Raw genomic sequence first — 24,287 nt, 5'->3', positions numbered from 1 at the left:
GTGCGCCGCCGTACGCCCCGCCCGCCCGTACGGCGTGGCGGCGCGTCAGGGCGCCGGGTCCGGCCCGTCGGTGCTGAGGAACTCGCACCACACGCTCTTGCCCGAGCCCCGGGACTCCACGCCCCAGACCTCCGCCAGCCGGTCGACCAGCAGCATGCCGCGCCCGGAGACCGAGGAGGCGGCGGGCGTCCGCACCTGGGGCGGTGCGCTGGAGCGGTCCGCGACCTCCACCCGCACCCGGCGCTCCCGGCCGGCCAGCGGGTAGACGGTGACGGTGGCGCCGTCACCGGTGTGCAGCAGCGCGTTGGTGACCAGCTCGTCGGTGACCAGCGCCACGTCGTCCGCGCGGTCGCCCGCGCTCCAGGACCGGGCCGCGGCGTGCACCATGTGGCGCACGGCGATCAGCGCCTCGGGGTCGCGCGGGGCCACGTGCTGGTGCAGCCGGCGTCCCGGCTGCCGGGGCGCGGTCTCCTCGCGGTGCAGCAGCACCAGGGCCATGTCGTCGGTGCCCGCCCAGCCGTCGGGCACCTCGCACAGCCGGTCCGCCAGCTCCGCGATGTCCTGCGGGCCGTCCCGCACGGCCTCCTCCAGCCGCCGCACCCCGGTGTCCAGGTCGCTGCCGGGCTCCTCCACCAGCCCGTCGGTGAAGAGCACCAGCGTCTCGCCCGGCTCCAGCTCCATGGTGGTCTCCGGGTACTCCACCCGGCCGAAGTGCGTGGAGAGGCCCAGGGGCAGGGAGCCCATGGCGGGGAAGGTGCGGCAGCTCCCGTCCGGCCGGCGGAGCAGCGGCGCCGGGTGCCCGGCCCGGACCAGCCGCACCCAGCCGCTCACCGGGTCGGTCTCGGCGTAGAGACAGGTGGCGAACCGGTCGGTGTCCAGGTCGTGCAGGAAGGCGGAGGCCCGGGCCATCACGGTCGGCGCCGCGTGCCCCTCCGCCGCGTAGGCGCGCAGCACGATCCGGAGCTGGCCCATCACCGCCGCCGCCTGGGTGTCGTGCCCCTGCACGTCGCCCACCACGGCCGCCACCCGGCCGCCGGGCAGCGGGATGACGTCGTACCAGTCGCCGCCGATGTCGGTGCCCTGCCGGGCGGAGCGGTAGCGGACCTCGGCCCGCACCCCCGGCGTGTAGGGGATGGTGTGCGGCAGCATCGCGCGCTGCAGGCCCTCGGCGAGCTCGTGCTCCTGCTCGTACAGCCGGGCACGCTGCACGCTCTGCGCGATGCTGCTGGTGAGCGCGGTGAGCAGGGCCCGCTCCTCGTTCGGGAAGGAGTGCTTGTTCCGGTAGAGCAGGCCGATCGCCCCCACCGCACGGGCCTGGGCGAGCAGCGGGAGATAGGCGGCGGCCGAGACGTCCAGCTCCCTCAGGTGCCGCCAGAGCCGCGGGTAGCGGGCGCGGAAGTCCTCGGGGGAGGTCAGATAGCGGGGGGTGAGGGTGCGCACCACCTCGCTGAGCGGCAGCGGGTCCTCGATCCGCGCGAAGCCGTCCAGCGGGAGCCGGTCGCCCAGCTCGCCCTCGCCGAACATCCGCAGCCGGGTGTCCTCCAGCAGGCCGACGATGAGCCCGACCGCCCCGAGCTGTTCCAGCCCGTGCGAGGCGGCCAGCGCGTCCAGCACCTCGCCCACGGTCCGGGCGTGTGCCAGGGCCGCGGTGGTCTTCTCCACCACGTCGGTGTGCGGGTTCCGGGTCGCGTAGGGGGTGTGTCCGGCCGGGCGGGTCAACTCCTCCCCGGCGTCCCGGAGGATGCCGATGATGCGGCGCGGGCGGCCGGTGGGGCCCCGCCGCACCGCCCCCTGGCTGTGCGCCCAGCGGACGGAGCCGTCCCGGCGCTGGATGCGGAAGTAGACCGAGTACGAGCCGCCGCCCTGCTTGAGCACCTGGGAGATCAGCGCGTCCAGCCGGGTGGCCTCCGAGGGCGGCACCCGCTCGGCGAGGCTCTGCGGATCGCTGTCGTAGGCGCCGTCCGGCAGGTCGAAGAGGGCCTGCGCGGAGCCGTCGAGGTGGAGCAGGCCGCGGTCCAGGTCCCAGTCGAAGGACCCGGTGTGGGTGAGCACCATGGCGCACTCGGGCCCGACGGGCCACGGGCCCGGGTCTCCGGTGCCGCCCGGCGGCGCCCTGCGCGGATCCATCCCAGCTCCCGCCCTCGAGGGCGGCAGACCGACCGCCCCGATGCCACCACTGTGGCACTGTCCGCCGGGTATGGCGACCACCGCGCGCAGGTCGGGAGGCCGCAGCGGTCCGTCGCGTCCCCGGGCCCGGCGCCGTGCGGCCGTCGCCCGCGGCGCGGCCCCGGGGCCCGCCGTCCCCGGCGGACCCGGTGCCGCGCCTCCGCGGTGCGCGGCGGGTGTCAGTCCAGCAGCTCGTAGGCGGGCAGGGTGAGGAATTCGGCGTAGTCCTCGTCCAGCGCCACCCGGAGCAGCAGGTCGTGCGCCTGCTGCCAGCGCCCGGCGGCGAACGCCTCCTCGCCGGTCTCGGCGCGGACGGCCGCCAGGTCCTCCGCCGCGATCTCCCGGACCAGCTCGGGGGTGACGCGGCGGCCGTCGTCCAGGACGACACCGGCGTTCACCCACTGCCAGATCTGCGAGCGGGAGATCTCCGCGGTGGCGGCGTCCTCCATCAGACCGAAGATCGCCACGGCCCCGAGCCCGCGCAGCCACGCCTCGATGTAGCGGATGCCGACCTGCACGGCGTTCCGCAGGCCCTCGTACGTCGGTCGCGCGTCCAGCGAGTCGACGGCGAGGAGGTCGGCCGCCGCCACCCGGACGTCCTCCCGGAGCCGCTCCTTCTGGTGCGGCCGGTCGCCGAGCACCGCGTCGAACGAGGCGCGGGCGACGGGCACCAGGTCGGGGTGGGCGACCCAGGAGCCGTCGAAGCCGTCGCCGGCCTCCCGGTCCTTGTCGCTGCGCACCTTCTCCAGGGCCCGCTCGTTGGCCTCCGGGTCCCGGCGGTTCGGGATGAACGCCGCCATGCCGCCGATGGCGTGCGCGCCCCGCTTGTGGCAGGTGCGGACCAGCAGCTCGGTGTAGGCCCGCATGAAGGGGGCCGTCATGGTCACCGCGTTGCGGTCCGGGAGCACGAAGCGCTCGCCGGCGTCCCGGAAGTTCTTGACGAGCGAGAAGAGGTAGTCCCAGCGGCCGGCGTTCAGCCCGGAGGCGTGGTCGCGCAGCTCGTGCAGGATCTCCTCCATCTCGTACGCGGCGGTGATCGTCTCGATCAGTACGGTGGCCCGCACGGTGCCCTGCGGGATGCCGCAGTAGTCCTGGGCGAAGACGAACACGTCGTTCCACAGCCGCGCCTCGAGGTGCGACTCGGTCTTCGGCAGGTAGAAGTAGGGGCCCTTGCCGAGGTCGAGCAGGCGCTGCGCGTTGTGGAAGAAGTAGAGCCCGAAGTCGACCAGGGCGCCCGGCACGGCGCGGCCGTCCACCCGCAGATGGCGCTCCTCCAGGTGCCAGCCGCGGGGCCGCATCACCACGGTGGCCAGCTCCTCGGCGGGGCGGAGGGCGTAGGACTTGCCGCTCGCCGGGTCGGTGAAGTCGATGCGGCGCTCGTAGGCGTCGGCCAGATTGAGCTGGCCGCCGATGACGTTCTCCCAGGTGGGAGCCGAGGCGTCCTCGAAGTCGGCGAGCCAGACCCGGGCGCCGGAGTTCAGCGCGTTGACGGTCATCTTCCGGTCGGTCGGACCGGTGATCTCCACCCGGCGGTCCTGGAGCGCGGGCGGGCAGGGGGCCACCTGCCAGTCGCCCTCCCGGACGCCGGCGGTGTGCGGGAGGAAGTCCAGCGTGCCGGTGCGGGCGATCTCGGCCCGGCGCTCGGCACGCTGTACCAGCAGCTCGTCACGGCGCGGCGTGAACCGCCGGTGCAGCTCGGCCACGAACGCCAGGGCCGCGCCGGTCAGGACCTCGTCCTGACGGTCGACCGGCTCGGCGTCGACGACGGCTGGCTGGGACGGCGCTGGTGCGGACATGTGCGGTCACTCCTTCAGCGGGCGGTGCCTGACGGCCGCCTTCCCGGTCGCGGGGCTGCACAGGGCACGCAGTGCCAGCCGCTCCGGAATACGGTCGCGGGCGCCGTCGTGGGTACGGGGCGCTTCTGACCAGTGGAGAGTAGTTTTCTTATTGTGGAAGTTCAATACTCTGTTGACGTCGAGACATTTCTCTCCCGTCGACGGGGGCGCCGATGGCCCGGCGTGCCACCGCGTTTCACGGTACGGCGGGAGCCCGGATCAGGGCGTGAGCCGGGAGAGGTCCCCGGGTGTGTCCACGTCCGCCGGGTCGGCGACGTCGCCGCACTCGACCAGTTCCAGCCGGGCCGCGTGGGTCCGCAGATAGTCCCGGGCTCCGTGGTCCCCGGCCGCCGCCGCGGCGACTCCCGCCCAGTGCGTGCGGCCCAGCAGGACCGGGTGCCCGCGGCGGCCGCCGTACGACGCGGCCGCCAGGGTGCCGGGGGAGCGCGCCGCCGCGAGCACCCGGGCCACCGCCTCCGGGCCGATGCCCGGCTGGTCGACCAGGAAGACCAGGGCCGCGTCCGCCCCGCTCCCGGGCAGCTCCCGCAGGCCCGTACGCAGTGACGAGCCCATGCCGCGGGCCCAGTCCGGGTTCTCCAGCAGTACGCAGCCGGGCAGCTCGGCCTGTTCCCGGACCTCCGCCGCCGCGGCACCCAGGACCACCCGCACCGCGGGCAGGCAGCCACCCTCCCGCAGCACCCGTACGGCGTGCTCGACCAGGGGGCGGCCGTGGTGCCGCAGCAGGGCCTTCGGGCGTCCGCCGAGGCGCCGCCCGCCGCCTGCGGCCAGCAGCAGCGCGGCGACCCGGGGGCCGGCGGATACGTCCTCCATGCCGTCCATGGTGACCGAGAGCTGCGAGGCGATAACAATACCGGCTGGAATTTCGCCCTCCGTGTGGCGCGGTGTGCGGAGCGTGGCGTTTACTGTGCGGACCTCTCGCGCCGGCCCGGGGGCCGGGAGAGGCCGACGGTGTGATCCGTGGGGGGAGAGAACCATGGTGCGAAGCGAGGCGCTGGAGCAGCGCGCCGCCGCGGCGGACTCCGCCGGCGGTGCCGCGGCGGACCCGCGGGTGGCCGCCCTGCGCCGGTCGGTGGACCGGGTCCGCCGGGAGCTGGCGGCCCACCCCGCGGAGCTGCCGGACCGGCAGACCGCCGAGGAGGAGCTGGCCGGGATGGAGGCGATGGCACGGGACGGCCTGCCGGAGCTGCCGCGGCTGCGCGGTGCGCTGCTGCTCGTCGCCGCCGCACTCGGCTCGGTGAGCGCGCTGGCGGCGGCGCTGGCCGAACTGCGGCAGGCCGTCGAGCTCTTCGGCGACCCGGCCGGTTCGCAGCCGGGACCGCCGCGGGCGTAGCGGCGGCCGGCGTCCGGGGTTGCGCCCGGTTCCGTGGCCGGCGCCCGTACCGGTGGCCGGGAGGCTTCCGGCGCGCCGCTGAGGCAGGCGGGCCGGGGCGGCCCGGTCCCGGGGCCAGCACCCGGCCCGAAGGCACATGACGGGGCGCGCCGCCGCGGAGTACGCGCGGCGGCGCGCTACCGTCCGCCCGCCGTGATCCGGCCCCGAACGGGCGGGTGCCCCATGACCGGAACGGCCGTCCGCCGGCGCGCAGAGGCTCTGCTGCCGCCGCCGACCCGTTCCGGATCGCCGCGCCCCGCCCGCGGGCGCGGCCTCGCGGGGAGCCGACGGCGCTGCGGGCCGCCGGTGCCCGGGACCGGAGGGCCAGCCGACCGGCCCTCCGGCGCGGCCGGCGCAGCGGGCCGCCCCCTGCACGCCGACGGATCCGGCCGCTCGACGGCTGCCCTCTCCGGCTCCGTGAGCAGACTCCGCGGAGGACGGCACGCGCGGCGGGCTCTCCCGGGCGGGCCCGGCGGACCGGCGCCCTCAGGGCCCGTGTGTGGAGACGAGCGCGGCCGACAAATCCCGGGCCACCTCGTGCAGCAGCGGCACGAACTTGTCGGTGGCGGCCTCGGTCACCCGCCCGGCCGGACCGGAGATGGAGATGGCCGCGGCGGTCGGCGAGTCCGGGACGGTCACGGCGATGCACCGCACACCGACCTCCTGCTCGTTGTCGTCCACCGCGTAGCCCACCTCCCGCACGTGCTCCAGCGCGTCCAGGAAGCCCTCCGGGGTGGTGAGGGTCCGTTCCGTGGCGGCCGGCATGCCGGTGCGCGCGAGCAGCGCCCGCACCTCCTCGGCGGGCGTGTGGGCCAGCAGTGCCTTGCCGACGCCGGTGGAGTGCGGCAGCACCCGGCGGCCGACCTCGGTGAACATCCGCATGGAGTGCCGGGAGGGCACCTGCGCGACATAGACCACCTCGTCGCCGTCGAGCATGGCCATGTTGGCCGTCTCGCCGGTCTCCTCGACCAGCCGGGCCAGGTAGGGCCGTGCCCAGGTGCCGAGCAGCCGCGAGGCGCTCTCGCCGAGGCGGATCAGCCGGGGCCCGAGGGCGTACCGGCGGTTGGGCTGCTGGCGGACGTAGCCGCACGCCACCAGGGTGCGCATCAGCCGGTGGATGGTGGGCAGCGGCAGCCCGCTGCTGCTGGAGAGCTCGCTCAGGCCGACCTCGCCGCCGGCGTCCGCCATCCGCTCCAGCAGGTCGAAGGCGCGCTCGAGGGACTGCACGCCACCACCGGAGGCGGGGGCGGGCGAGGCGGAGGTCTTGCGCTCGGCGGACGGCGGCACTTCGCGTTCCTTTCCTGCGGGTGTGCCGCATGCTACCGGTCCCTACCGGGGGTCCACAGTGTCGTGGGCGCGGCGTCTCCGCCGGTCACGAGCGTTTTGTCCGGCCCGGCAGGCGTGGGGCGGGAGCGCCAGTGACAGGACAGACATTCTACTTTGCGAAAACTGGTTTTCGTTTTGTGGAAACCTCCAAGATCCGGCCTGGTCTTGACGGGGTGCCGTCCCGGAATGAAGACTTCTCAACAGAACGTTGAAATTCCGCAGTGTGGAAGCGCTGTGGCGGGCCGAGGAACAGGAAGAGGAGGACCGCCGTGTCCGTGCCGCCGGATTCGTCCCAGCTCGTGCTGCGCTCGACGCGCGTCGTCACGCCCGAGGGCACCCGGCCGGCGTCCGTGACGGTCGCCGGCGGTCGCATCACCGCCGTGCTGCCGCACGACGCGGAGGTCCCCGCGGGCGCCCGGCTGCAGGACTTCGGGGACGACGCGCTGCTGCCCGGCCTCGTCGACACGCACGTGCATGTGAACGACCCGGGCCGCTCGGAGTGGGAGGGCTTCTGGACGGCCACCCGGGCCGCGGCGGCCGGGGGCGTCACCACGCTGCTCGACATGCCGCTCAACTCGCTGCCGCCCACCACCACCGTGGACCACCTGCGCGTCAAGCAGGACGTCGCCCGCAGCAAGGCCCACGTGGACACCGGCTTCTGGGGCGGTGCCGTGCCCGGCAACGTGGCCGAGCTGCGCCCACTGCACGACGCGGGCGTCTTCGGCTTCAAGTGTTTCCTCTCCCCGTCCGGCGTCGAGGAGTTCCCGGAGCTCGACGCCGGGCAACTGGAGGCCGCCCTCACCGAGATCGCCTCCTTCGGCGGCCTGCTCATCGTGCACGCCGAGGACCCGGCCCACCTGTCCGCGGCCCCGCAGCGGGCCGGTGGCCGGTACGCCGACTTCCTCGCCTCCCGGCCCCGCGCGGCCGAGAACGACGCCGTCGCGCTGCTCGTCCGGCTGGCCCGGCAGCTCGACGCCCGGGTGCACGTGCTGCACCTCTCGTCCGCCGACGCGCTGCCGATGATCGCGGAGGCCCGGCGGGAGGGCGTGCGGCTGACCGTCGAGACCTGCCCCCACTTCCTCACCCTCACCGCCGAGGAGGTGCCGGACGGCGCCACCGAGTTCAAGTGCTGCCCGCCGATCCGGGAGCGGGAGAACCAGGACGCCCTCTGGCAGGGCCTGGCCGACGGCGTCATCGACTGCGTCGTGTCCGACCACTCGCCCTGCACCGCCGACCTGAAGACCCCGGACTTCCGGGACGCCTGGGGCGGCATCTCCTCCCTCCAGCTCGGGCTGCCCGCGGTGTGGACCGAGGCCCGCCGCCGCGGGCATTCACTGGACGACGTGGTGCGCTGGATGTCCGGCGGGCCCGCCGCCCTTGCCGGCCTCGCCGCCAAGGGCGCCATCGCGCCGGGCCGCGACGCCGACTTCGCCGTCCTGGCCCCCGAGCAGACCTTCACGGTGGACCCGGCCGCCCTGCACCACCGCAACCGGGTCACCGCGTACGCCGGCCGCACGCTGCACGGCGTCGTACGGTCGAGCTGGCTGCGCGGGGAGCAGATCACCGACCACTCCCGTCCCGTCCGCACGTCCGGCCGACTGATCGAGAGGAACCCCGCATGAGCGCGGCCACACCCGCGATCCCCCGCTTCACCGGTGATGCGAGCCCCTACGGCGGCGGCGACCCGTACGCCGACTACCGCTCCGCCGACCTGCCCTTCACCCGACTCGCCGACCTGGCCGACCGGCGGCTCGGCGCCTCGGTGATCGCCGCCAACGACGAGTTCTTCGCCGAGCGGGAGAACCTGCTCAAGCCGGGCGCCGCCGAGTTCGACCCGGAGCACTTCGGCCACAAGGGCAAGATCATGGACGGCTGGGAGACCCGCCGCCGGCGCGGCGTCTCCGCCGAGGCGCCGCACCCCGCCGAGGACGACCACGACTGGGCGCTGATCCGGCTCGGCGCCCCCGGTGTGATCCGCGGCCTCGTCGTGGACACCGCCCACTTCCGCGGCAACCACCCGCAGGCGGTCTCCGTGGAGGCCGCCGCCGTGGACGGGTCCCCCTCCCCGGAGGAGCTGCTCGGCGACGACGTGCGGTGGACCGAGCTGGTGCCCCGCACCGAGATCGGCGGGCACGCCGCCAACGGCTTCGAGGTCACCGCCGAGCGGCGCTTCACCCACCTCCGCCTGAAGCAGCACCCGGACGGCGGCATCGCGCGGCTGCGGGTGCACGGCGAGGTCGCCCCCGACCCGGCATGGCTCGCCGCGCTGGGCACCTTCGACCTGGTCGCGCTGGAGAACGGCGGCGCGGTGCGGGACGCCTCCGACCGCTTCTACTCCCCGGCCACGAACACCATCCAGCCCGGCCGCTCCCGCAAGATGGACGACGGCTGGGAGACCCGCCGGCGCCGGGACGCCGGCCACGACTGGATCCGCTACGCCCTCGCCGAGCAGGCCGTGGTCCGCGCCGTCGAGATCGACACCGGCTACCTCAAGGGCAACGCCGCGGGCTGGGCCGCGCTCCACGGCCGGGACGGGCGGGACGCCGAGTGGCGCGAACTGCTGCCCCGCACCCGGCTCCAGCCGGACACCGTGCACCGCTTCCTGCTGGACGGGACGCCGCCGGTCACCGACGTCCGGCTCGACATCTTCCCCGACGGCGGCATCGCCCGGCTGCGGCTGCACGGCTCGCTCACCGAGGAGGGGGCCCGGCGGCTGTCGGCGCGCCACCGGGAGCTCGGCGGCTGACCGCGGCGCGGGCCGGCCGGAACCCGTTCCCGGCGAGGTCACCCCTCGGCCCGGCGGCCGAGGGGTGGCATTGTCTGCGGCAACCGGTAGCGTTCCCCGCGAACGCGATGACCGGCGGCGTACACACGGGAGGCAAGGGTGGCATTCGGGCCGGAAGCCGTGACCTGCGGCGAGGCGATGCTGCTGATGCTCGCCGAGCCCGGCGTCCCGCTGGAGCGCGCGACGCACTTCCGCCGCGCCGTGGCGGGCGCCGAGTCCAACGTCGCGGCGGGCCTGGCCCGCCTCGGGCACCCGGCGCGCTGGCTCGGCCGGGTCGGTGCCGACCCGGCGGGCGACGCGGTGCTGCGCGAGCTGCGCGCCGACGGCGTCGACGTGTCGTACGCCGTCCGGGACCCGGAGGCCCCCACCGGTCTGCTGCTGCGGGACAGCCATCCGCAGCGCGCCATCGACGCCCAGTACTACCGCACCGGCTCCGCCGGCTCCCGGCTGACGCCCGCGCAGATCGTTCCGGAGGCCCTGCACGGCGCCCGCCTGGTGCACGTCTCCGGGATCACGCCGATGCTCTCCCGGTCCGCCGCCGAGGCCACGCACCGGCTGATCGAGGTCGCGCGGCAGGCCGGGGCGGCCGTCAGCCTGGACCCGTCCGTCCGGGAGAACCTCGGCGGCGACCACGCCTGGATACGCACCGTCGGCCCGCTGTTGCGCGAGGCCGACCTCGTGGTCGCGGGCGAGGACGAACTGGAGCTGCTGCTCGGCGGCGGCGCCGACGAGGGCGCCAAGGCGCTGCTGGAGCTGGGCCGGGCGGGGACGGTGGTCGTCAAGCGCCGCGACCACTCGGCCACCGCCGTCAGCCGGGAGGGCACGTGGCGGCACGAGCCGTTCGCCGTGCAGGTCGCCGACCCGGTGGGCGCCGGGGACGCGTTCGCCGGCGGCTGGCTCTCCGCCTGGCTCCGCGGGGCGCCGCCGGAGCGGGCGCTGGCGGAGGCGGCCTGCGTGGCGGCGCTGGCGGTGCAGGCGCCGGCCGACACCGACGGGCTCCCCACCGCGGCCTTGCGGGACCGCACACTGGCGATGTTCGGCGGGGGCGGGGCGCACCGGCCCGGCTGAGAGGGGGAGCAGCATGCGCGGTGGTACCGGCGACCCGGAGGGGCCCGCGCCCAGCGGGGCCGAGGTGGCCCCGTGCCGGGCCGGCGATCTCGCCCTGCTGGAGCGGCACATGCCCGCCCCGGACGCCCCGGGCCGGCACGCCCGCTGCTTCGCCCGGCACCAGGCCGGCCGTGGCAGCTATCTGGTGGCCTGGCGGTACGGCCTTCCGGTGGCGAGCTGCGAGGTGCGCTGGGACGGCTGCCCGGATCCCGTGGTCCGCACCCGCTGCCCGGAGTGCGCCGAGGTCGAGGGCCTCGGCGCCTGGCCGGAGGTGATGCGCTCCCCGGGGGTGGGCGTCGTGCTGCTGGAGGCCGCCGAGGAGCTGGCCGTGGCCCGCCGCACCCCGTGTCTGGGCATCGGTGTGGAGCGGAACAACCCGCGTGCCGAGGCGCTCTACAAGCGGCTCGGCTTCCGCAGCGAACTGCCCTATCTCCACTGCTGGTCGTACCGGGACGGGGCGGGCGCCACCCACCGGGTGGCCGAAGCCCGCACCTTCATGGTCAAGCGGCTGCGCCGGCCCCGGGGGCGGGGCGGCGCGCGGGCGGTCAGGTGAGCAGGAAGTCGGCGTCGCCGTTCTTGGCACCCTCGATGAAGGTCTGGATCTCGTGTGGGGTGTAGATCAGGGCGGGACCGTCCGGGTCGCTGGACTGCCGCAGCGCCACCCGGCCGTCGGACAGCTTCAGCACCTCCACGCAGTTGCCGCCGTTGGTGCCGCTCCACGGCTTGTGCCAGCCGTGGCTGCCGAGGTCCCTCGCGGGCATGCCGTTGTATATCCGGTCCATGGGGGGTTCAGAGCTCCTTGCGCAGGTCACCGAGGATCCGCTCGGTGTCTTTCAGGGGCGCGGCCTGCGCCCCCATCCGGTCCAGCGCCTCCAGATAGGCGACGGTGTCCGGGCGTTCGTCCAGATAGACGGCACCCGTCAGGCTCTCGGTGTAGACGATGTCGGGGAGTTCGGGGATGTCGAAGCGGAAGAGCTGGAACGGCCCGAACATCCCCGGGTGGGGCCCGTTCGCGAAGGACAGGATCTGCAGGGTGACATGAGGCAGCGCCACCAGTTCGGAGAGCCGGTCGAGCTGCTCCCGCATCACCCGGGCACCGCCGACCGGCCGGCGCAGCACCGTCTCGTCCACCACCGCCCAGAAGCGGGGCGGCGAGGGGCGGTGCAGCAGCGCCTGGCGTTCCATCCGCAGCGCGACCCGGCGGTCCAGCTCCTCGGCGGGCGCGCCGGGAAAACCCACCCGCAGCAAGGCGCGCGCGTAGTCCGGGGTCTGCAGCAGCCCGGGCACGCAGTGCGGCTCGTACGCCCGGATCAGCGCGGCCGACTCCTCCAGGCTCACGTACAGGCTGAACCAGGGCGGCAGCACATCCCGGAAGCGGTGCCACCAGCCCGGGTTCCCGGCCTCCTCCACCAGGCCGAGGAAGGCCACGCACTCGGCCTGCGGCACGCCGTACACCTGGAGCAGCTTCTCCACGTAGACCGGCTTCAGGCCCACCTCGGCCTTCTCCATGCGCCGGACGGTGGTGGGGTTGACGCTCAGCGCACGGGCGGCCGCCTCGAAGGAGACACCGGCGCGCTCCCGCAGGTCGCGGAGCCGCAGACCGAGGACGATCTGCCCCACGGTCGGTGCTGAACGCGCGTCAGGCACCGCGCCCCTCCCTCGTCCGTACGCCACGCAGACGTCAACCGCGCCGCCGCGCAGCAGTGTTGCATGCGGCGACCACGGAACCAACATCTTGCCGGGGCTATTCTGCAATTCGCAGAACGCCTCTTGCCAGATGCTCCCGGCGCACTGGATAGTGGGGCACCGGGCGTACACACGTTCCCGGCATCACCCGTATGCGGACGGAAGGCGGAATGCTCGTGGCCTTGACTCCCGGCGCCACGGTGCTCGCCCTGCCGCCCGGCGAGGACGCGGGCGACGCCGACCTCCTCTGGGCGGGCTTCGAACTCGCCGCGCACGACGGCGCCCCGGCGGACGCCCGCAGGAGGGTGCGCCGCCAGCTCCGGCGCTGGTCCTTCCCCGCCCGCCTCTGCGACACGGCGCAACTCCTCGTCTCCGAGCTGGTGACCAACGCCGTGGTGCACACCGACAGCGCGCGGGTGCGCTGCCTGCTGCGGGCCGGCGGCAGCCGGCTCCGCCTGGAGATCCACGACGAGGGCTCGGAGCGGTCCGCACCACTGCCCTGCTGGGCCACGCCCGAGGACGAGCACGGCCGCGGGCTGCTGCTCGTCGACACCCTCTCCGACGAGTGGGGCGTGGACTGCGCCGCGCAGGGGCGCGGCCGTACGGTCTGGGTGGAGCTGGCACCGGCACCCACCTGACGTGCCCGGTCCGCCGCGGTGTGGGCACGGGGGTGCGCCGCGGCGGCCGGGTGCTTCTCCCGGGGGCGCCGTCCCCGGCGTGGTCCTCCCGGGGCGCCCGGGGCCCTCCGCGGCGCGGGCCGCCGCGCACGGTCACCCGGGCGGTCCGCCGGAACGGCGGCTCGTCCGCTCCTGCCGGAGCGGTGGCCCGTCGCGGCGTAGGCTGCCGGGATGACCGGAAGCCCCAGTACCTTCGACGACGCCATGGAGGCCTGGCGCGACTGGCAGGCGAGCCCGTGGGGGCGGCTCCGTTACACCCTCGCCGCGCACAACCTGGCCCGCCACCTGCCGGAGGGCGGCCGCCCGCTGCGGGTGCTGGACCTGGCCGGGGCCGACGGCGGCGACGCCGTTCCGCTCGCCGCCCGCGGGCACCATGTCACCGTGGTGGACTTCTCCCCGGGCATGCTGGCCGCCGCCCGGGAGCGGGCCCGCGCGGCCGGTGCCGCGGACCGGCTCGCCACCGTCGAGGCGGACGTCTTCGCGCTGCCCGCCACTCTCACCCGTGACGCCTTCGACCTGGTGATCTGCCACAACCTGCTGCAGTACCAGCGCACCGTACGGCCCGCCGTGGCGGCGGCGCTGCCGCTGGTGCGGCCCGGCGGGCTGCTCTCCCTGATGGCCGTCAACCGGCACTCCGTCCCGCCGGCGCTCGCCGTGCGGGACCTGGACCCGGCGGCCGCCCTGGCAGCGCTCGACGAGCGGCGCGGCACCGCCTTCACCTTCGACGCCGAGATCACCCTGCACACCGCCGAGGAGGCCGTCGCAGAACTGGACGCCCGCGGCTGCGGCCCGGTGCACCACTACGGCATCCGCAGCGTCGCCGACCACATCACGGACGAGGAGCGCAAGCGAGAGCCCGGCTTCTACGCCGCGCTGGAGGCGCTGGAGCTGGCGCTCTCCGACCGGGCGCCCTACCGCTCGGTGGCGCGGTTGTTCCAGCTCGTCGCGGAGGTCCCGGGGCCGCGGTGAGGCGGGGGTGGGGCTTCCGCGAGATCCTTTTCTTGTCCGGACATCCGAACCTACGGCTTCCGGAGCCCCGGGGTGCGGGTTACGCTCCCCGGGTGACCAAGAGGGAACCGGCCGATCTCGAGCTCGGCGTGGACCGCAGCAGCCCGGTGCCGCTGTACTTCCAGCTCTCGCAGCAGCTCGAGTCCGCCATCGAGAAGGGAAAGCTCGCCCCCGGCAGCCTGCTCGGCAACGAGATCGACCTGGCCGGGCGGCTCGGACTGTCCCGGCCCACCGTGCGGCAGGCCATCCAGGCGCTCGTCGACAAGGGCCTGCTGGTCCGCCGCCGCGGCATCGGCACCCAGGTGGTGCACAGCCAGATCAAGCGGCCGCTGGAGCTGAGCAGCCTCTACGACGACCTGGAGGCGGCGGGACAGCACCCCGCCACCCGAGTGCTCCGGCTGGAGAGCCGGGAGGCCACCGCGGAGGTCGCGGCCGCTCTCGGCATCGCCGAGGGCGCCGAAGTGCGGACGGTGGAACGGCTCCGCCTCGCTCACGGCGAACCCATGGCCTATCTACGGAACCACCTGCCCCCGGAGCTGCTCACCGCCGACGCCGAGGAACTGGAGCGGACCGGGCTCTACCGGCTGCTGCGCGGTGCCGGGGTCACCCTGCACAGCGCCCGGCAGGCCGTCGGGGCCCGCGCCGCCACCCCGGAGGAGGGCGAACTGCTCGAGGAACCGGCCGGAGCGCCGCTGCTCACCATGGAGCGGACCGCCTTCGACGACACGGGCCGGCCCGTCGAGTTCGGCTCCCACCTCTACCGGGCCTCCCGGTACGCCTTCGAGTTCCAGCTCCTGGTCCGCGGCTGACCGGCCCGCCCCGGGCGCCCGGCCCCACGTGGCACAATCGGCACGCGGGCGCTCCGCCGCCCCGACGGACACCGAGCTCACCGAGATCACCGAGATCACGCAGAGACGAGACGAGAAGTTGCGCGCACCCTCCCGCAGCCGCCCTCGCACCCGCCCGGCACCCGGCACGGGGGTCACGCCGTGAGCGCCGGACGTGACCGCGTGTACCGCCGGAGCGCGCCCAGCAGCAGCGTGCTCCGCACCGTCAGCACCCGGGAGCGGCGTTCGCACCTGTCCGCCCCAAGGGTGCCCACCGTCGGCATCGACATCGGCGGCACCAAGGTGATGGCCGGCGTGGTGGACGCGGACGGCCACATCCTGGAGCGGGTCCGCGCCGAGACACCGGACAAGTCCAAGAGCCCCCAGGTCGTCGAGGACACCATCACCGAGCTGGTGCTCGACCTCTCCGACCGGCACGACGTGCACGCCGTCGGCATCGGCGCGGCCGGCTGGGTGGACGCCGACCGCTCCCGGGTGCTCTTCGCCCCCCACCTCGCCTGGCGGGACGAGCCCCTCAAGGACGCCCTCACCGCCCGGCTGGCCGTGCCCGTGATGGTGGACAACGACGCCAACACCGCCGCCTGGGGCGAGTGGCGCTTCGGCGCCGGGCGCGGCGAGGACCACCTGGTCATGATCACCCTCGGCACCGGCATCGGCGGCGCCATCCTGGAGGACGGCCGGGTCAAGCGCGGCCGGTACGGCGTCGCCGGGGAGTTCGGCCACATGCAGGTGGTGCCCGGCGGCCATCGCTGCCCGTGCGGCAACCGCGGCTGCTGGGAGCAGTACAGCTCCGGCAACGCCCTGGTCCGCGAGGCCCGCGAACTCGCCGTGGCCGAGTCCCCGGTGGCGTACGGGATCATCGACCGCGTCGGCGGCCAGGTGGGGGACATCACCGGGCCGCTGATCACCGAGCTGGCCCGCTCCGGGGACGCCATGTGCGTCGAGCTCTTCCAGGACATCGGGCAGTGGCTGGGCATCGGACTGGCCAACCTGGCCGCCGCCCTGGACCCGTCCTGCTTCGTCATCGGCGGCGGCGTCAGCGCCGCCGACGAGCTGCTGACCGAACCGGCCCGGGAGGCCTTCCGCCGGCATCTCACCGGGCGCGGCTACCGGCCGGAGGCCCGCATCGTGAAGGCCCAGCTCGGCCCGGAGGCGGGGATGGTCGGCGCGGCAGACCTGGCCCGGCTCGTCGCCCGCCGCTTCCGGCGCGCCAACCGGCGCCGGCTGGAGCGCTACGAACGCTACGAGCGCGCCGCGGACAACCTGCGCCGGGCGGTGGGCCAGTGACGCCGCCCACCGGGCCCGCCGCCCCCACCGCCACCGAGGACCCCATGCCCCCGCGGACCTCCCTCCTGCCGGTCAACCCGCGCCCGCCGCACCGGCCGCGGCACCGGGTGCTGACCCTGCTCGTCGTGGTGCTGCTGATCGCGATCCCCGCGGCGATCCTGGTCCAGTCCGCCTTCGTCAGCCGGGAGAGCGGCGAGGACAAGCAGCGCGAGGCGGCCCTGAGCGACCTGCACTGGGAGTGGCCCAGCAAGGTCCAGCGGCGCGTCTACGAGGTGCCGATCCCGCAGGGATCGAGCTATGTCGCCTACTACGAGACCAACGGCTGGGAGAAGAGCACGCTCTACGTGCAGTTCCGCACCTCCCGGAAGAACCTCGGGGCCTTCCTGGAGGAGATCGGAACCGGACGCTCCGCGCTGCGCCCCGGCACGGTGCCCATCACCGCGCGGCAGGCGGCCGTCGTCGGCTGGGACTTCCGTGACGACGGGCGCAGCTACGCCGGCCTCACCCACCCGCAGTCCGGCCCGGACCCGGACCTGTCCGTGGTCGTGGACACCTCCGCCGAGCAGCGGCCGCGGGTGTACGTCCGCTCGGTCGTCACCTTCTGACCACCCGTCCGGCGCGGCCGGGGGCCGCTCCCGGGGCCTCCCGGGCCGCTTCCGTGAACGTCCCGTGAACGGCCTGTGTCCCCGGAACCCCGGGGAAGCGGCCGCGGCATCCCTCGATAGCGTGACCGGGTGAGCGAGACGAAGACCCTTCAGTACCGGACGGACGGCCCCGGCGGCGCGCCGCTGCTCGTCCTCGGTCCCGCGCTGGGCGCGACCTGGCACATGTGGGACCGGCAGATCCCCGAACTCACCCGGCACTGGCGCGTCCTCCGCATCGACCTCCCGGGGCACGGCGGCGCGCCCGCCCACCCCGCCCCGTCGGTCGCGGAACTCGCGGACCGCCTGCTGGCCACCGTGGACGCGCTCGGCGTCGACCGGTTCGGCTACGCGGGCTGCTCGCTCGGCGGCGCAGTCGGCGCCCAGCTCGCCCTCGCCCACCCGGAGCGGGTCTCCTCGCTGGCCCTGGTCTCCGCCTCCGCCCGGCACGCCACCCCGGACACCTGGCGGCAGCGCGGCGTGGTGGTCCGCACCAACGGGCTGGAGCCGATCGCGCGGTCCGCCCCGGAGCGCTGGTTCACCGCCGCGTTCGCCGCCGCGCAGCCCGCCATCGTGGAGTGGGCCGTGCAGATGGTGCGCACCACCGACCCCGGCTGCTACATCGCCGCCTGCGAGGCGCTGGCCGCCTTCGACATCCGCGCCGAGCTCGGCCGGATCGGGGTGCCCGCACTCATCGTGGCCGGCTCCGAGGACCAGGCCACCCCGCCGGCCGACGCCCGGGCGCTGGTCGCCGGGATACCGGACGCCCGCCTGGCGATGGTCCCCGGCGCCTCCCACCTGGTGCCGGTCGAGCAACCCGGCGCCGTCACCGAGCTGCTCATCCGGCACTTCACCACGAGCCGGCAGCAGTCCGCCGCCGGGCCGCCCGCTCCTGCGCCCGTGCTCACGCCCTCCTCGCCGCAGCCCGCCGCGGTCGCCGAGCTGGAGGCGGCGGACCCGGGGACCGGCGCGGTGCGCGCCGACCCGTACGACGCGGGCCTGAAGGTACGGCGGGAGGTGCTCGGCGACGCCCATGTGGACCGGGCGCTGGAGAACGCCGACGGCTTCACCCGCGACTTCCAGGACTTCGTCACCCGCTACGCCTGGGGCGAGGTCTGGGACCGGCCCGGCCTCGACCGGCGCACCCGCTCGGTGATCACCCTGACCGCCCTGCTCTCCCGCGGCCACCTCGACGAGCTCGCCTTCCACACCCGCGCGGCGCTGCGCAACGGCCTCACCCCGGACGAGATCAAGGAGGTGCTGCTGCACGCCGCCGTCTACTGCGGGGTGCCGGCCGCCCACTCGGCCTTCGCCGTGGCGCAGCGTGTCATCCGCGAGGAGACGACCCCACAGGAGTAGCACAATGGCCGCCATGGAGCTCACGAAGCAGGGCCACGCCTGCGTACGCCTGGCCCAGGACGACCGTACGCTCGTCATCGACCCCGGCGGCTTCTCCGAGGAGGACGCCGCGCTGGGCGCCGACGCGATCCTGGTCACCCACGAGCACCCCGACCACTTCGACGAGTACCGGCTGCGCGCCGCCATGGAGGCGAACCCGGCCGCGGAGATCTGGACCCTGCGCAGCGTCGCCGACCGGGTCGCCCCCGCCTTCCCCTGCCGGGTGCACACCGTCGGGCAGGGCGACACCTTCACGGCCGCGGGCTTCGAGATCGAGGTGCACGGCGAGCTGCACGCGGTGATCCACCCCGACATCCCGCGGATCACCAACATCGGTTTCGTCGTGGACGGCAGCGTCTTCCACCCCGGCGACGCGCTGACCGTGCCCGGCCGCCCCGTGGACACCCTGCTGCTGCCCGTGCACGCCCCGTGGAACAAGGTCGCGGAGGTCATCGACTACCTGCGCGAGGTCGCGCCCCGGCAGGCGTACGACATCCACGACGGGCTGCTCTCCGCCGTCGCCCACCCGGTGTACGGGCGGATGCTCGGGGAGGGCGGCCCGGGGGTCGGCGGCGCGGAACACCTCCGGCTGGCCCCGGGGGAGAGCACCACGGTCCCGGCGCCCGCACGGTGAGCCGCCCCTGAGCGGCCCCGTGGGCCCCGGGCAGCGGGCGACGGCCGGGCTGTCGGCGGGGGCGGGTAGGTTGGAGCGCATGGCATTGCGTATCGCGACGTGGAACGTCAACTCCGTCACCGCGCGGCTGCCGCGGCTCCTGTCGTGGCTGGAGAGCAGCGCGGCGGACGTGGTCTGCCTCCAGGAGCTGAAGTGCACCGCGGAGGCCTTCCCGGCGGAGCAGCTCCGCGCGCTGGGGTACGAGGCCGTGGTGCACGCCGACGGCCGGTGGAACGGCGTGGCGGTGCTCTCCCGCGCCGGGCTGTCCGACCCCGTGCTGGGGCTTCCGGACGGCCCGGACTTCGACGGCGGGCAGGAGCCCCGTGCGGTGGCGGCGACCTGCGGCGGGGTGCGCGTATGGTCGGTGTACGTGCCGAACGGGCGCGAGGTCGGCCACCCCCACTTCGCGTACAAGCTGGAGTGGCTGGCCGCGTTGCGCAAGACCGCGGAGCCGGACGCCGCGGCGGCGCCGCCCTTCGCCGTTCTCGGGGACTTCAACATCGCGCCGGCCGACGAGGACGTCTGGGACATCTCCCGCTTCGAGGGCGCCACCCATGTCACCGAGGCGGAGCGGGCGGCCCTCGCCGCGCTGCGCGAGACGGGGCTGTCGGACGTGATGCCGCGCCCGCTGAAGTACGACCACCCCTTCACCTACTGGGACTACCGCGAGCTCTGCTTCCCGAAGAACCGCGGCATGCGCATCGACCTGGTCTACGGCAACCGCGCCTTCTCCGACGCCGTGCGGGACGCCTACGTGGACCGGGAGGCCCGCAAGGGCAAGGGACCCTCGGACCACGCCCCGGTCGTCGTCGACCTGGAGCTCTGAGGAAGCCCCGGGGCGGGGCGGGCCCCGGACGGCGGACGCCCGGTGCCGCGGGGCAACCGGCGCCAGCGCGCCTGTGGTGCTTCCTGCTGCCCGGATGCCACGCTGAGCGGTATGAACATCCCCTTCCTCGACCAGTGGCGCAAGCGGCACGGAGAGCCGGCCGGCGGGGCGGCGCTCGCCGACGCGCTCTCCGCCGACCCCGAGGGGGTCGCCCAGCTCCTCTCCGAGTGCGAGCTGCTGCGCGACCACGCGAGACGGGCCGGGGTGGAGCTGGACGACACGGTGGAGTCGCTGGCCGCGCTCGACCAGCTCCTGCCGCGCTGGCGCGAGGACCCCGAGGTGGAGCCGTGGCTCGGCGGGGATGCGGGACTCTATCTGGGCACCGTCATCCTGCGGACCGTTCCGGGCGCGGCCTGGCAGCTCTGGCCCGGCGGGCAGCCCGTGGTGCGGCTGCCCTCCGGACTGGAGGTGGACGTGCTGGAGGAGGGCCGCTCCTGGGCGGCCACCGGCACGCCGGAGCTCTCGCAGATCTACGCGGAGCTCTCCGAGGACTGACCCGTTCCCGGTCCCTGCTCTCCCTCGGGAGGACCGTCCGGTTCCGCTCCCGGTGCACAGTGCGCGGCGGCCACGCCCACCGCCACCAGTGCGGCGAGCAGCAGCCCGCACACCAGAACCGGCCGGGGGCCCGGAGTGGCGAGCAGCACCAGCCCTGCGGTGACCGGCAGCAACGCGCCGTACGCCACCCCGCCGTGCCGTGGCCGCACCAGCAGGAACCAGGTCACCAGCAGGAAGACGGCGACCGGGACGGTCACCGTGGCGGCCGCCTGCGTCGCGCCGATGTCCGCGTGGTGGGTGGCGTGCGCGGTGGCCACCGCCAGCCCGGCGCCGACGGCGGCCACGGAGGCGAAGAGCAGCAGATGGCCGTACCCCCAGACGAACGCGACCCGGTTGCTCACCAGATAGCCGGCGTAGGGCTTGGCGAAGTAGACCCACCACAGCGCGAACACCGTCAGCAGTCCGCCCGCGATCACGGTCAGCAGGTCCGTGGTCAGCCCCTCCCGCACCGCGCCCTCCACGGCCACGGTGGCCGCGAGGACCGACTCGCCGAGCACGATGATGGTGAAGAGCCCGTACCGCTCGGTGATGTGGCGCGGATGCCAGGCGGTGCCGCCCGCCCGCTCGGCCCACACCGGCGTCGCCAGGTCGGCGAGCCCGAGCAGCACGAACACGGCGAGCAGCCCGCCGGTCGGCCGGGCCTGGAAGACGAAGAGCAGCCAGCCGGTCTGCACCGCCACCAGTGCCACCGCGTACCGCAGGGACGTGCGACGGCGCTCCGGGTGTGCGTGGGCGGCCCGTAGCCACTGGGAGACCAGGCCGAGGCGCATGATCGCGTATCCGGTTCCGGTCACCCGGAAGTCCAGCTCGGTGAAGGCGCGTGGCACTCCGGCGGCGAACACCAGCAGCCCGGTGATCTGCACGAAGGTCGCCACCCGGTACGGCACGTCGTCGGTGTCGTAGGCGGAGGCGAACCAGGTGAAGCCCATCCAGGCCCACCAGATGGCGAAGAACACCAGCAGGTAGTGGCCGGTGCCCTCCGCGAAGTGCCCCTCGGCGAAGGCGTGGTGCAGCTCCGTGGAGACCTGGGCGACGGCGACGACGAAACAGAGGTCGAAGAAGAGTTCGAGAGGGGTGGCGGGCCGGTGCGGTGCCGCGGGGTCCCGTTCCCTCATCCGGCGCACCCACGGGGTCCGGGGCGGCCCGGAGGGCGTCGTTCGCGTCATGCGTTCAGTCTCGGGACGTCCTCCGCGGATGCCGGCGGGGACGCGCGCCGCGCTCCCGGGTTCAGCCGGACGCGCGAGCGCTCCCGCGGCGGGTGCCGCCGCCGGAGGCGGCCGCCGGGGGAGCGGTGGCCGCCCGCGTGACGTCGGCGACCAGCTCCACCATGTCCGGGCCGTACGCCTCCGAGTTGTGCACCCGCAGCAGCAGGCAGAAGGTCCCCTTGTGGCCGTGCCTGCGGGCCAGCCGGACGTGGTGGCGGGCCAGATAGCGGGCGGCGGCCTGGTTGGTGATCCCGGTCTGTCCCGCGAAGAGGAAGACGGGCCGCTGCGTGCCGTTCTCCCCGGCGGTCAGCCGGGCGAGCAGCACGTGCTCGCTGGTCCCCTTCTCCATCCGGTGGGTCTCGCCGCCGATGGTGAAGGCGGCCCGGTCCGGGCCCGGTTCGGGGTCCGTGCCGACCGAGACGCCCGGCAGCAGCGACTTCAGGTGGGCCGCGGTCCGGCTGTTCGAGACGGGGCCGCCGAGACAGAACTCGGTGCGCTCGCCGAACCCCTGCTCTGCCGCGTCGTGCGCGACGATGTCGGCCTGCGCCTCGCAGTCCTTGATGAGCGCGGACAGCTCCAGCAGCGCGTAGACGTCGTGCCGGGCCACCGCCCGCTCGGTGACGGACGGGTCGTTGTTGACCACCAGCAGGCACCGGGAGTGCGGCGGGAGCCCGAAGAAGCGCTGGGTGCGACGGAGCCGGCGGCGCCAGAGATGCGTCCGCAGGAACCAGCCCAGGGCGGCCGTGACCCCGGCCGTGAGCACGCCGAGCACGAGCTCGCGCAGGTTGTCGTCCATGGCCCGGCAGCGTACATGTCAGGTCGCCGGCGGCACCCCTGCCGGGCGTGCCCCTCCGGCCCGGACCGTCCCCGCGTAGGGCGTGCGGTGCTGACGTGCCTGCCCCCGGCGCACTACGCTGCGCTGACGGCCGATCACTGGAGGTTCCGGATGCGCCGTCCCGCCCGCCTGTTGTCCCTCCTCACCGCCCTCACCGCGGCCGCCACGTTCGGCGCGCCGGCCGCCGCGACCGGCTCCGCCGGCTCTGCCCCGGCCCCGCACCACCCGCCCGGAACACCGCAGAAATCACCCGTCGCCGTCGGTCACGGAGGCGCCGTCGCCAGCGTCGACCCGGAGGCCAGCGCCATCGGCATCCGCGTGCTGCGGCGCGGCGGCAACGCCGTGGACGCCGCCGTGGCCACCGCTGCCGCCCTCGGCGTCACCGAGCCCTACTCGGCCGGGCTCGGCGGCGGCGGGTACTTCGTCCACTACGACTCACGAACCGGCCGGGTGCAGACCCTGGACGGCCGTGAACGCGCCCCGCTCAGCGCGCGCGAGGACCTCTTCCTGGAGGACGGCGCGCCGCTGCCCTTCGACGAGGCCGTCACCAGCGGGCTGAGCGTGGGCACCCCGGGCACCCCGGCCACCTGGGAGACCGCCCTGGACACCTGGGGCACCCTCTCCCTGCGGCAGGCGCTCCGGCCCGCCGCCCGGCTGGCCGCCCGCGGCTTCGTCGTCGACGAGACCTTCCGCGCGCAGACCGCCGCCAACGCCGACCGCTTCGCCGACTTCCCCGCCAGCGCCGCGCTCTTCCTGCCCGGCGGCGAACTCCCCGAGACCGGCTCCCGGCTGCGCAACCCGGACCTCGCCCGCACCTACCGGGAGCTCGGCCGCCGCGGCATGGACGCCTTCTACCACGGCGACCTCGCGCGGGACCTGGTCCGCACCGTCCGCCGGCCCCCCGTGGACCCGGCGGCCGAACGCGAGGTCCGGCCCGGCGACCTCACCCTCCGCGACCTGGCGGCGTACGGCGTCAAGGCCCAGCGCCCGGCCCGGGTCGGCTACCGGGGACTGGACGTCTACGGCATGGCGCCCTCCTCCTCCGGCGGCACCACCGTGGGCGAGGCACTGAACATCCTGGAGCGCTTCGACCTCGGCGGCATGGACGCCACGGACCGGCTGCACCGCGTGCTGGAGGCGAGCCGCATCGCCTTCGCCGACCGCGGCCGCTGGGTCGGGGACCCCGCCCACGAGGACGTGCCCACCCGCGGCCTGCTCTCCCAGGAGTTCGCCGACGCCCGCGGTTGCCTGATCCGCGACGACCGGGCGCTGACCAGCCCGCTCGCCCCCGGCGACCCGCGCGACCCGCGGGCCTGCGCGCCGGGCGGCCGCGCGGCGCCGCTCACCTACGAGGGCACCAGCACCACCCACCTCACCGTGGCCGACCGCTGGGGCGACGTCGTCTCCTACACCCTCACCATCGAGCAGACCGGCGGCAGCGGCATCACCGTGCCCGGCCGCGGCTTCCTGCTCAACAACGAGCTGACCGACTTCTCCTTCGCCCCGGCGGGCCCGGACGTCCCCGACCCCAACCTGCCGGGCCCCGGCAAGCGTCCCCGGTCCTCGATGTCGCCCACCCTGGTGCTCCGGGACGGTGAACCGGTCGCCGCGCTCGGCTCGCCCGGCGGCTCCACCATCATCACGACCGTGCTGCAGATCCTGGTGAACCACGTCGACCGGGGCCTCCCGCTGCACCGGGCCGTCGCCGCACCGCGGACCAGCCAGCGCAACACCGCCGTGACCCAGCTCGAGCCCGGGCTGTACGACTCCCCGGTCCGCCGTCAGCTGGAGGCGCTCGGCCACCGCTTCGCCCGCAACCCGGAGATCGGCGCCGCGACGGGCGTACAGCGGCTGCCAGGCGGCCGCTGGCTTGCGGCCGCGGAGCCGGAGCGCCGCGGCGGGGGCGCGGCCATGGTGGTCCGCCCGTGAACCGGGGCGGGGGCCACCAGGCGGCCTTCCGCCGCCGGTGACCCCCGCCG

The 24,287-nt window shown here is 75.1% G+C and carries 23 protein-coding genes; 15 read left to right on the top strand and 8 right to left on the bottom strand.

The features are described from left to right. Positions 1-45: 45 nt before the first annotated feature. The 3 genes from HOY81_RS07545 to HOY81_RS07535 form a co-directional block, all read right to left on the bottom strand. Positions 46-2,127 (bottom strand): SpoIIE family protein phosphatase, encoded by a 2,082-nt coding sequence (locus HOY81_RS07545; protein ID WP_237319438.1) that lies wholly within the window; start codon positions 2,125-2,127, stop codon positions 46-48. Positions 2,128-2,345: 218 nt separating this feature from the next. After that, entirely contained in the window at positions 2,346-3,962 is a 1,617-nt protein-coding gene (aceB, locus tag HOY81_RS07540) for a malate synthase A (RefSeq protein ID WP_237319437.1), read from the bottom strand. Between the two features lie 258 nt (positions 3,963-4,220). Next, a complete protein-coding gene (locus tag HOY81_RS07535; RefSeq protein WP_237319436.1) occupies positions 4,221-4,832 on the bottom strand; it encodes an NTP transferase domain-containing protein in 612 nt (203 codons plus the stop codon). Positions 4,833-4,995: 163 nt separating this feature from the next. Between HOY81_RS07535 and HOY81_RS07530 the strand changes: the two genes are divergently transcribed. Further along, positions 4,996-5,352 carry a DUF5955 family protein gene (locus HOY81_RS07530; protein ID WP_237319435.1) on the top strand — a complete coding sequence of 119 codons (357 nt, stop codon included), beginning with the start codon at positions 4,996-4,998 and terminating at the stop codon, positions 5,350-5,352. Between the two features lie 525 nt (positions 5,353-5,877). Here the strand turns inward: HOY81_RS07530 and HOY81_RS07525 are convergent. Then, on the bottom strand, positions 5,878-6,678 hold the full coding sequence (locus HOY81_RS07525; RefSeq protein WP_237319434.1) for an IclR family transcriptional regulator: 801 nt from the start codon (positions 6,676-6,678) through the stop codon (positions 5,878-5,880). A gap of 314 nt (positions 6,679-6,992) precedes the next feature. Here HOY81_RS07525 and allB point away from each other — a divergent pair, with 314 nt between their 5' ends. From allB to HOY81_RS07505, 4 genes are all read left to right on the top strand, one after another. Further along, the gene (gene allB, locus HOY81_RS07520; RefSeq protein WP_237319461.1) at positions 6,993-8,339 is read left to right on the top strand and encodes an allantoinase AllB; all 1,347 of its coding nucleotides are present in this window, start codon (positions 6,993-6,995) and stop codon (positions 8,337-8,339) included. Next, positions 8,336-9,463 carry an allantoicase gene (gene alc / locus HOY81_RS07515; protein WP_237319433.1) on the top strand — a complete coding sequence of 376 codons (1,128 nt, stop codon included), beginning with the start codon at positions 8,336-8,338 and terminating at the stop codon, positions 9,461-9,463. Before allB ends, alc begins: the two co-directional genes overlap by 4 nt. A gap of 177 nt (positions 9,464-9,640) precedes the next feature. Continuing rightward, positions 9,641-10,570, top strand: a complete 930-nt coding sequence (locus HOY81_RS07510) for a sugar kinase (protein ID WP_237319460.1) — start codon at positions 9,641-9,643, stop codon at positions 10,568-10,570. A 13-nt stretch (positions 10,571-10,583) separates the two neighbouring features. Continuing rightward, positions 10,584-11,162, top strand: a complete 579-nt coding sequence (locus HOY81_RS07505) for an N-acetyltransferase (protein WP_237319432.1) — start codon at positions 10,584-10,586, stop codon at positions 11,160-11,162. On the opposite strand, the gene HOY81_RS07500 is transcribed toward HOY81_RS07505, so the two are convergent. Both HOY81_RS07500 and HOY81_RS07495 read right to left on the bottom strand, forming a co-directional pair. Further along, positions 11,155-11,391 carry a DUF397 domain-containing protein gene (locus tag HOY81_RS07500; protein WP_237319431.1) on the bottom strand — a complete coding sequence of 79 codons (237 nt, stop codon included), beginning with the start codon at positions 11,389-11,391 and terminating at the stop codon, positions 11,155-11,157. The genes HOY81_RS07505 and HOY81_RS07500 overlap by 8 nt on opposite strands. A 7-nt stretch (positions 11,392-11,398) precedes the next feature. Then, a complete protein-coding gene (locus tag HOY81_RS07495; protein WP_237319430.1) occupies positions 11,399-12,256 on the bottom strand; it encodes a helix-turn-helix transcriptional regulator in 858 nt (285 codons plus the stop codon). 209 nt (positions 12,257-12,465) lie between these two features. On the opposite strand from HOY81_RS07495, the gene HOY81_RS07490 reads away from it, so the two are divergent. From HOY81_RS07490 to HOY81_RS07450, 9 genes are all read left to right on the top strand, one after another. Then, positions 12,466-12,933, top strand: coding sequence for an ATP-binding protein (locus tag HOY81_RS07490; protein WP_237319429.1), 468 nt, complete (start codon positions 12,466-12,468; stop codon positions 12,931-12,933). Positions 12,934-13,143: 210 nt separating this feature from the next. Continuing rightward, the gene (locus HOY81_RS07485) at positions 13,144-13,941 is read left to right on the top strand and encodes a bifunctional 2-polyprenyl-6-hydroxyphenol methylase/3-demethylubiquinol 3-O-methyltransferase UbiG (RefSeq protein ID WP_237319428.1); all 798 of its coding nucleotides are present in this window, start codon (positions 13,144-13,146) and stop codon (positions 13,939-13,941) included. Positions 13,942-14,033: 92 nt separating this feature from the next. Continuing rightward, complete coding sequence (locus HOY81_RS07480; protein ID WP_237319427.1) at positions 14,034-14,789, top strand: GntR family transcriptional regulator; 756 nt, start codon at positions 14,034-14,036, stop codon at positions 14,787-14,789. A gap of 180 nt (positions 14,790-14,969) precedes the next feature. Then, positions 14,970-16,115 carry an ROK family glucokinase gene (locus tag HOY81_RS07475; protein WP_237319426.1) on the top strand — a complete coding sequence of 382 codons (1,146 nt, stop codon included), beginning with the start codon at positions 14,970-14,972 and terminating at the stop codon, positions 16,113-16,115. After that, positions 16,112-16,720: a hypothetical protein gene (locus tag HOY81_RS07470; protein ID WP_237319425.1), complete on the top strand. Its 609-nt coding sequence runs from the start codon at positions 16,112-16,114 to the stop codon at positions 16,718-16,720. Before HOY81_RS07475 ends, HOY81_RS07470 begins: the two co-directional genes overlap by 4 nt. A 129-nt stretch (positions 16,721-16,849) precedes the next feature. After that, positions 16,850-18,115: a 4-carboxymuconolactone decarboxylase gene (pcaC, locus tag HOY81_RS07465; protein ID WP_237319424.1), complete on the top strand. Its 1,266-nt coding sequence runs from the start codon at positions 16,850-16,852 to the stop codon at positions 18,113-18,115. 13 nt (positions 18,116-18,128) lie between these two features. Beyond that, entirely contained in the window at positions 18,129-18,788 is a 660-nt protein-coding gene (locus tag HOY81_RS07460) for an MBL fold metallo-hydrolase (RefSeq protein WP_237319423.1), read from the top strand. A gap of 85 nt (positions 18,789-18,873) precedes the next feature. Next, complete coding sequence (locus HOY81_RS07455) at positions 18,874-19,653, top strand: exodeoxyribonuclease III (protein WP_237319459.1); 780 nt, start codon at positions 18,874-18,876, stop codon at positions 19,651-19,653. Between the two features lie 111 nt (positions 19,654-19,764). Further along, positions 19,765-20,208 (top strand): DUF6278 family protein, encoded by a 444-nt coding sequence (locus HOY81_RS07450; RefSeq protein ID WP_237319422.1) that lies wholly within the window; start codon positions 19,765-19,767, stop codon positions 20,206-20,208. Here HOY81_RS07450 and HOY81_RS07445 read toward each other — a convergent pair. Beyond that, positions 20,184-21,434 carry a low temperature requirement protein A gene (locus HOY81_RS07445; protein WP_237319421.1) on the bottom strand — a complete coding sequence of 417 codons (1,251 nt, stop codon included), beginning with the start codon at positions 21,432-21,434 and terminating at the stop codon, positions 20,184-20,186. The genes HOY81_RS07450 and HOY81_RS07445 overlap by 25 nt on opposite strands. Before the next feature lie 61 nt (positions 21,435-21,495). Next, a complete protein-coding gene (locus HOY81_RS07440) occupies positions 21,496-22,269 on the bottom strand; it encodes a hypothetical protein (RefSeq protein ID WP_237319420.1) in 774 nt (257 codons plus the stop codon). A 150-nt stretch (positions 22,270-22,419) separates the two neighbouring features. On the opposite strand from HOY81_RS07440, the gene ggt reads away from it, so the two are divergent. Next, a complete protein-coding gene (ggt, locus tag HOY81_RS07435) occupies positions 22,420-24,237 on the top strand; it encodes a gamma-glutamyltransferase (RefSeq protein ID WP_237319419.1) in 1,818 nt (605 codons plus the stop codon). The last annotated feature ends 50 nt before the right edge of the window (positions 24,238-24,287 follow it).

Source organism: Streptomyces sp. JJ36 (assembly GCF_021696945.1).
In the GTDB taxonomy this organism is placed as follows: domain Bacteria; phylum Actinomycetota; class Actinomycetes; order Streptomycetales; family Streptomycetaceae; genus Streptomyces.
Note: the sequence above shows the minus strand (reverse complement) of the source record. Positions and strands in the feature narration are given on the sequence as shown.

What these genes read in the sequence shown, in the direction of transcription:
- ggt (WP_237319419.1), top strand. Translation starts at nt 22,420, where the DNA reads ATGCGCCGTCCCGCCCGCCTGTTGTCCCTCCTCACCGCCCTCACCGCG.
- HOY81_RS07490 (WP_237319429.1), top strand. Translation starts at nt 12,466, where the DNA reads ATGCTCGTGGCCTTGACTCCCGGCGCCACGGTGCTCGCCCTGCCGCCC.
- HOY81_RS07510 (WP_237319460.1), top strand. Translation starts at nt 9,641, where the DNA reads ATGCTGCTGATGCTCGCCGAGCCCGGCGTCCCGCTGGAGCGCGCGACG.
- HOY81_RS07535 (WP_237319436.1), bottom strand. Translation starts at nt 4,832, where the DNA reads ATGGAGGACGTATCCGCCGGCCCCCGGGTCGCCGCGCTGCTGCTGGCC.
- HOY81_RS07445 (WP_237319421.1), bottom strand. Translation starts at nt 21,434, where the DNA reads ATGACGCGAACGACGCCCTCCGGGCCGCCCCGGACCCCGTGGGTGCGC.
- aceB (WP_237319437.1), bottom strand. Translation starts at nt 3,962, where the DNA reads ATGTCCGCACCAGCGCCGTCCCAGCCAGCCGTCGTCGACGCCGAGCCG.
- HOY81_RS07500 (WP_237319431.1), bottom strand. Translation starts at nt 11,391, where the DNA reads ATGGACCGGATATACAACGGCATGCCCGCGAGGGACCTCGGCAGCCAC.
- alc (WP_237319433.1), top strand. Translation starts at nt 8,336, where the DNA reads ATGAGCGCGGCCACACCCGCGATCCCCCGCTTCACCGGTGATGCGAGC.
- HOY81_RS07450 (WP_237319422.1), top strand. Translation starts at nt 19,765, where the DNA reads ATGAACATCCCCTTCCTCGACCAGTGGCGCAAGCGGCACGGAGAGCCG.
- HOY81_RS07505 (WP_237319432.1), top strand. Translation starts at nt 10,584, where the DNA reads ATGCGCGGTGGTACCGGCGACCCGGAGGGGCCCGCGCCCAGCGGGGCC.
- HOY81_RS07440 (WP_237319420.1), bottom strand. Translation starts at nt 22,269, where the DNA reads ATGGACGACAACCTGCGCGAGCTCGTGCTCGGCGTGCTCACGGCCGGG.
- HOY81_RS07530 (WP_237319435.1), top strand. Translation starts at nt 4,996, where the DNA reads ATGGTGCGAAGCGAGGCGCTGGAGCAGCGCGCCGCCGCGGCGGACTCC.
- HOY81_RS07485 (WP_237319428.1), top strand. Translation starts at nt 13,144, where the DNA reads ATGACCGGAAGCCCCAGTACCTTCGACGACGCCATGGAGGCCTGGCGC.
- HOY81_RS07460 (WP_237319423.1), top strand. Translation starts at nt 18,129, where the DNA reads ATGGAGCTCACGAAGCAGGGCCACGCCTGCGTACGCCTGGCCCAGGAC.
- HOY81_RS07545 (WP_237319438.1), bottom strand. Translation starts at nt 2,127, where the DNA reads ATGGATCCGCGCAGGGCGCCGCCGGGCGGCACCGGAGACCCGGGCCCG.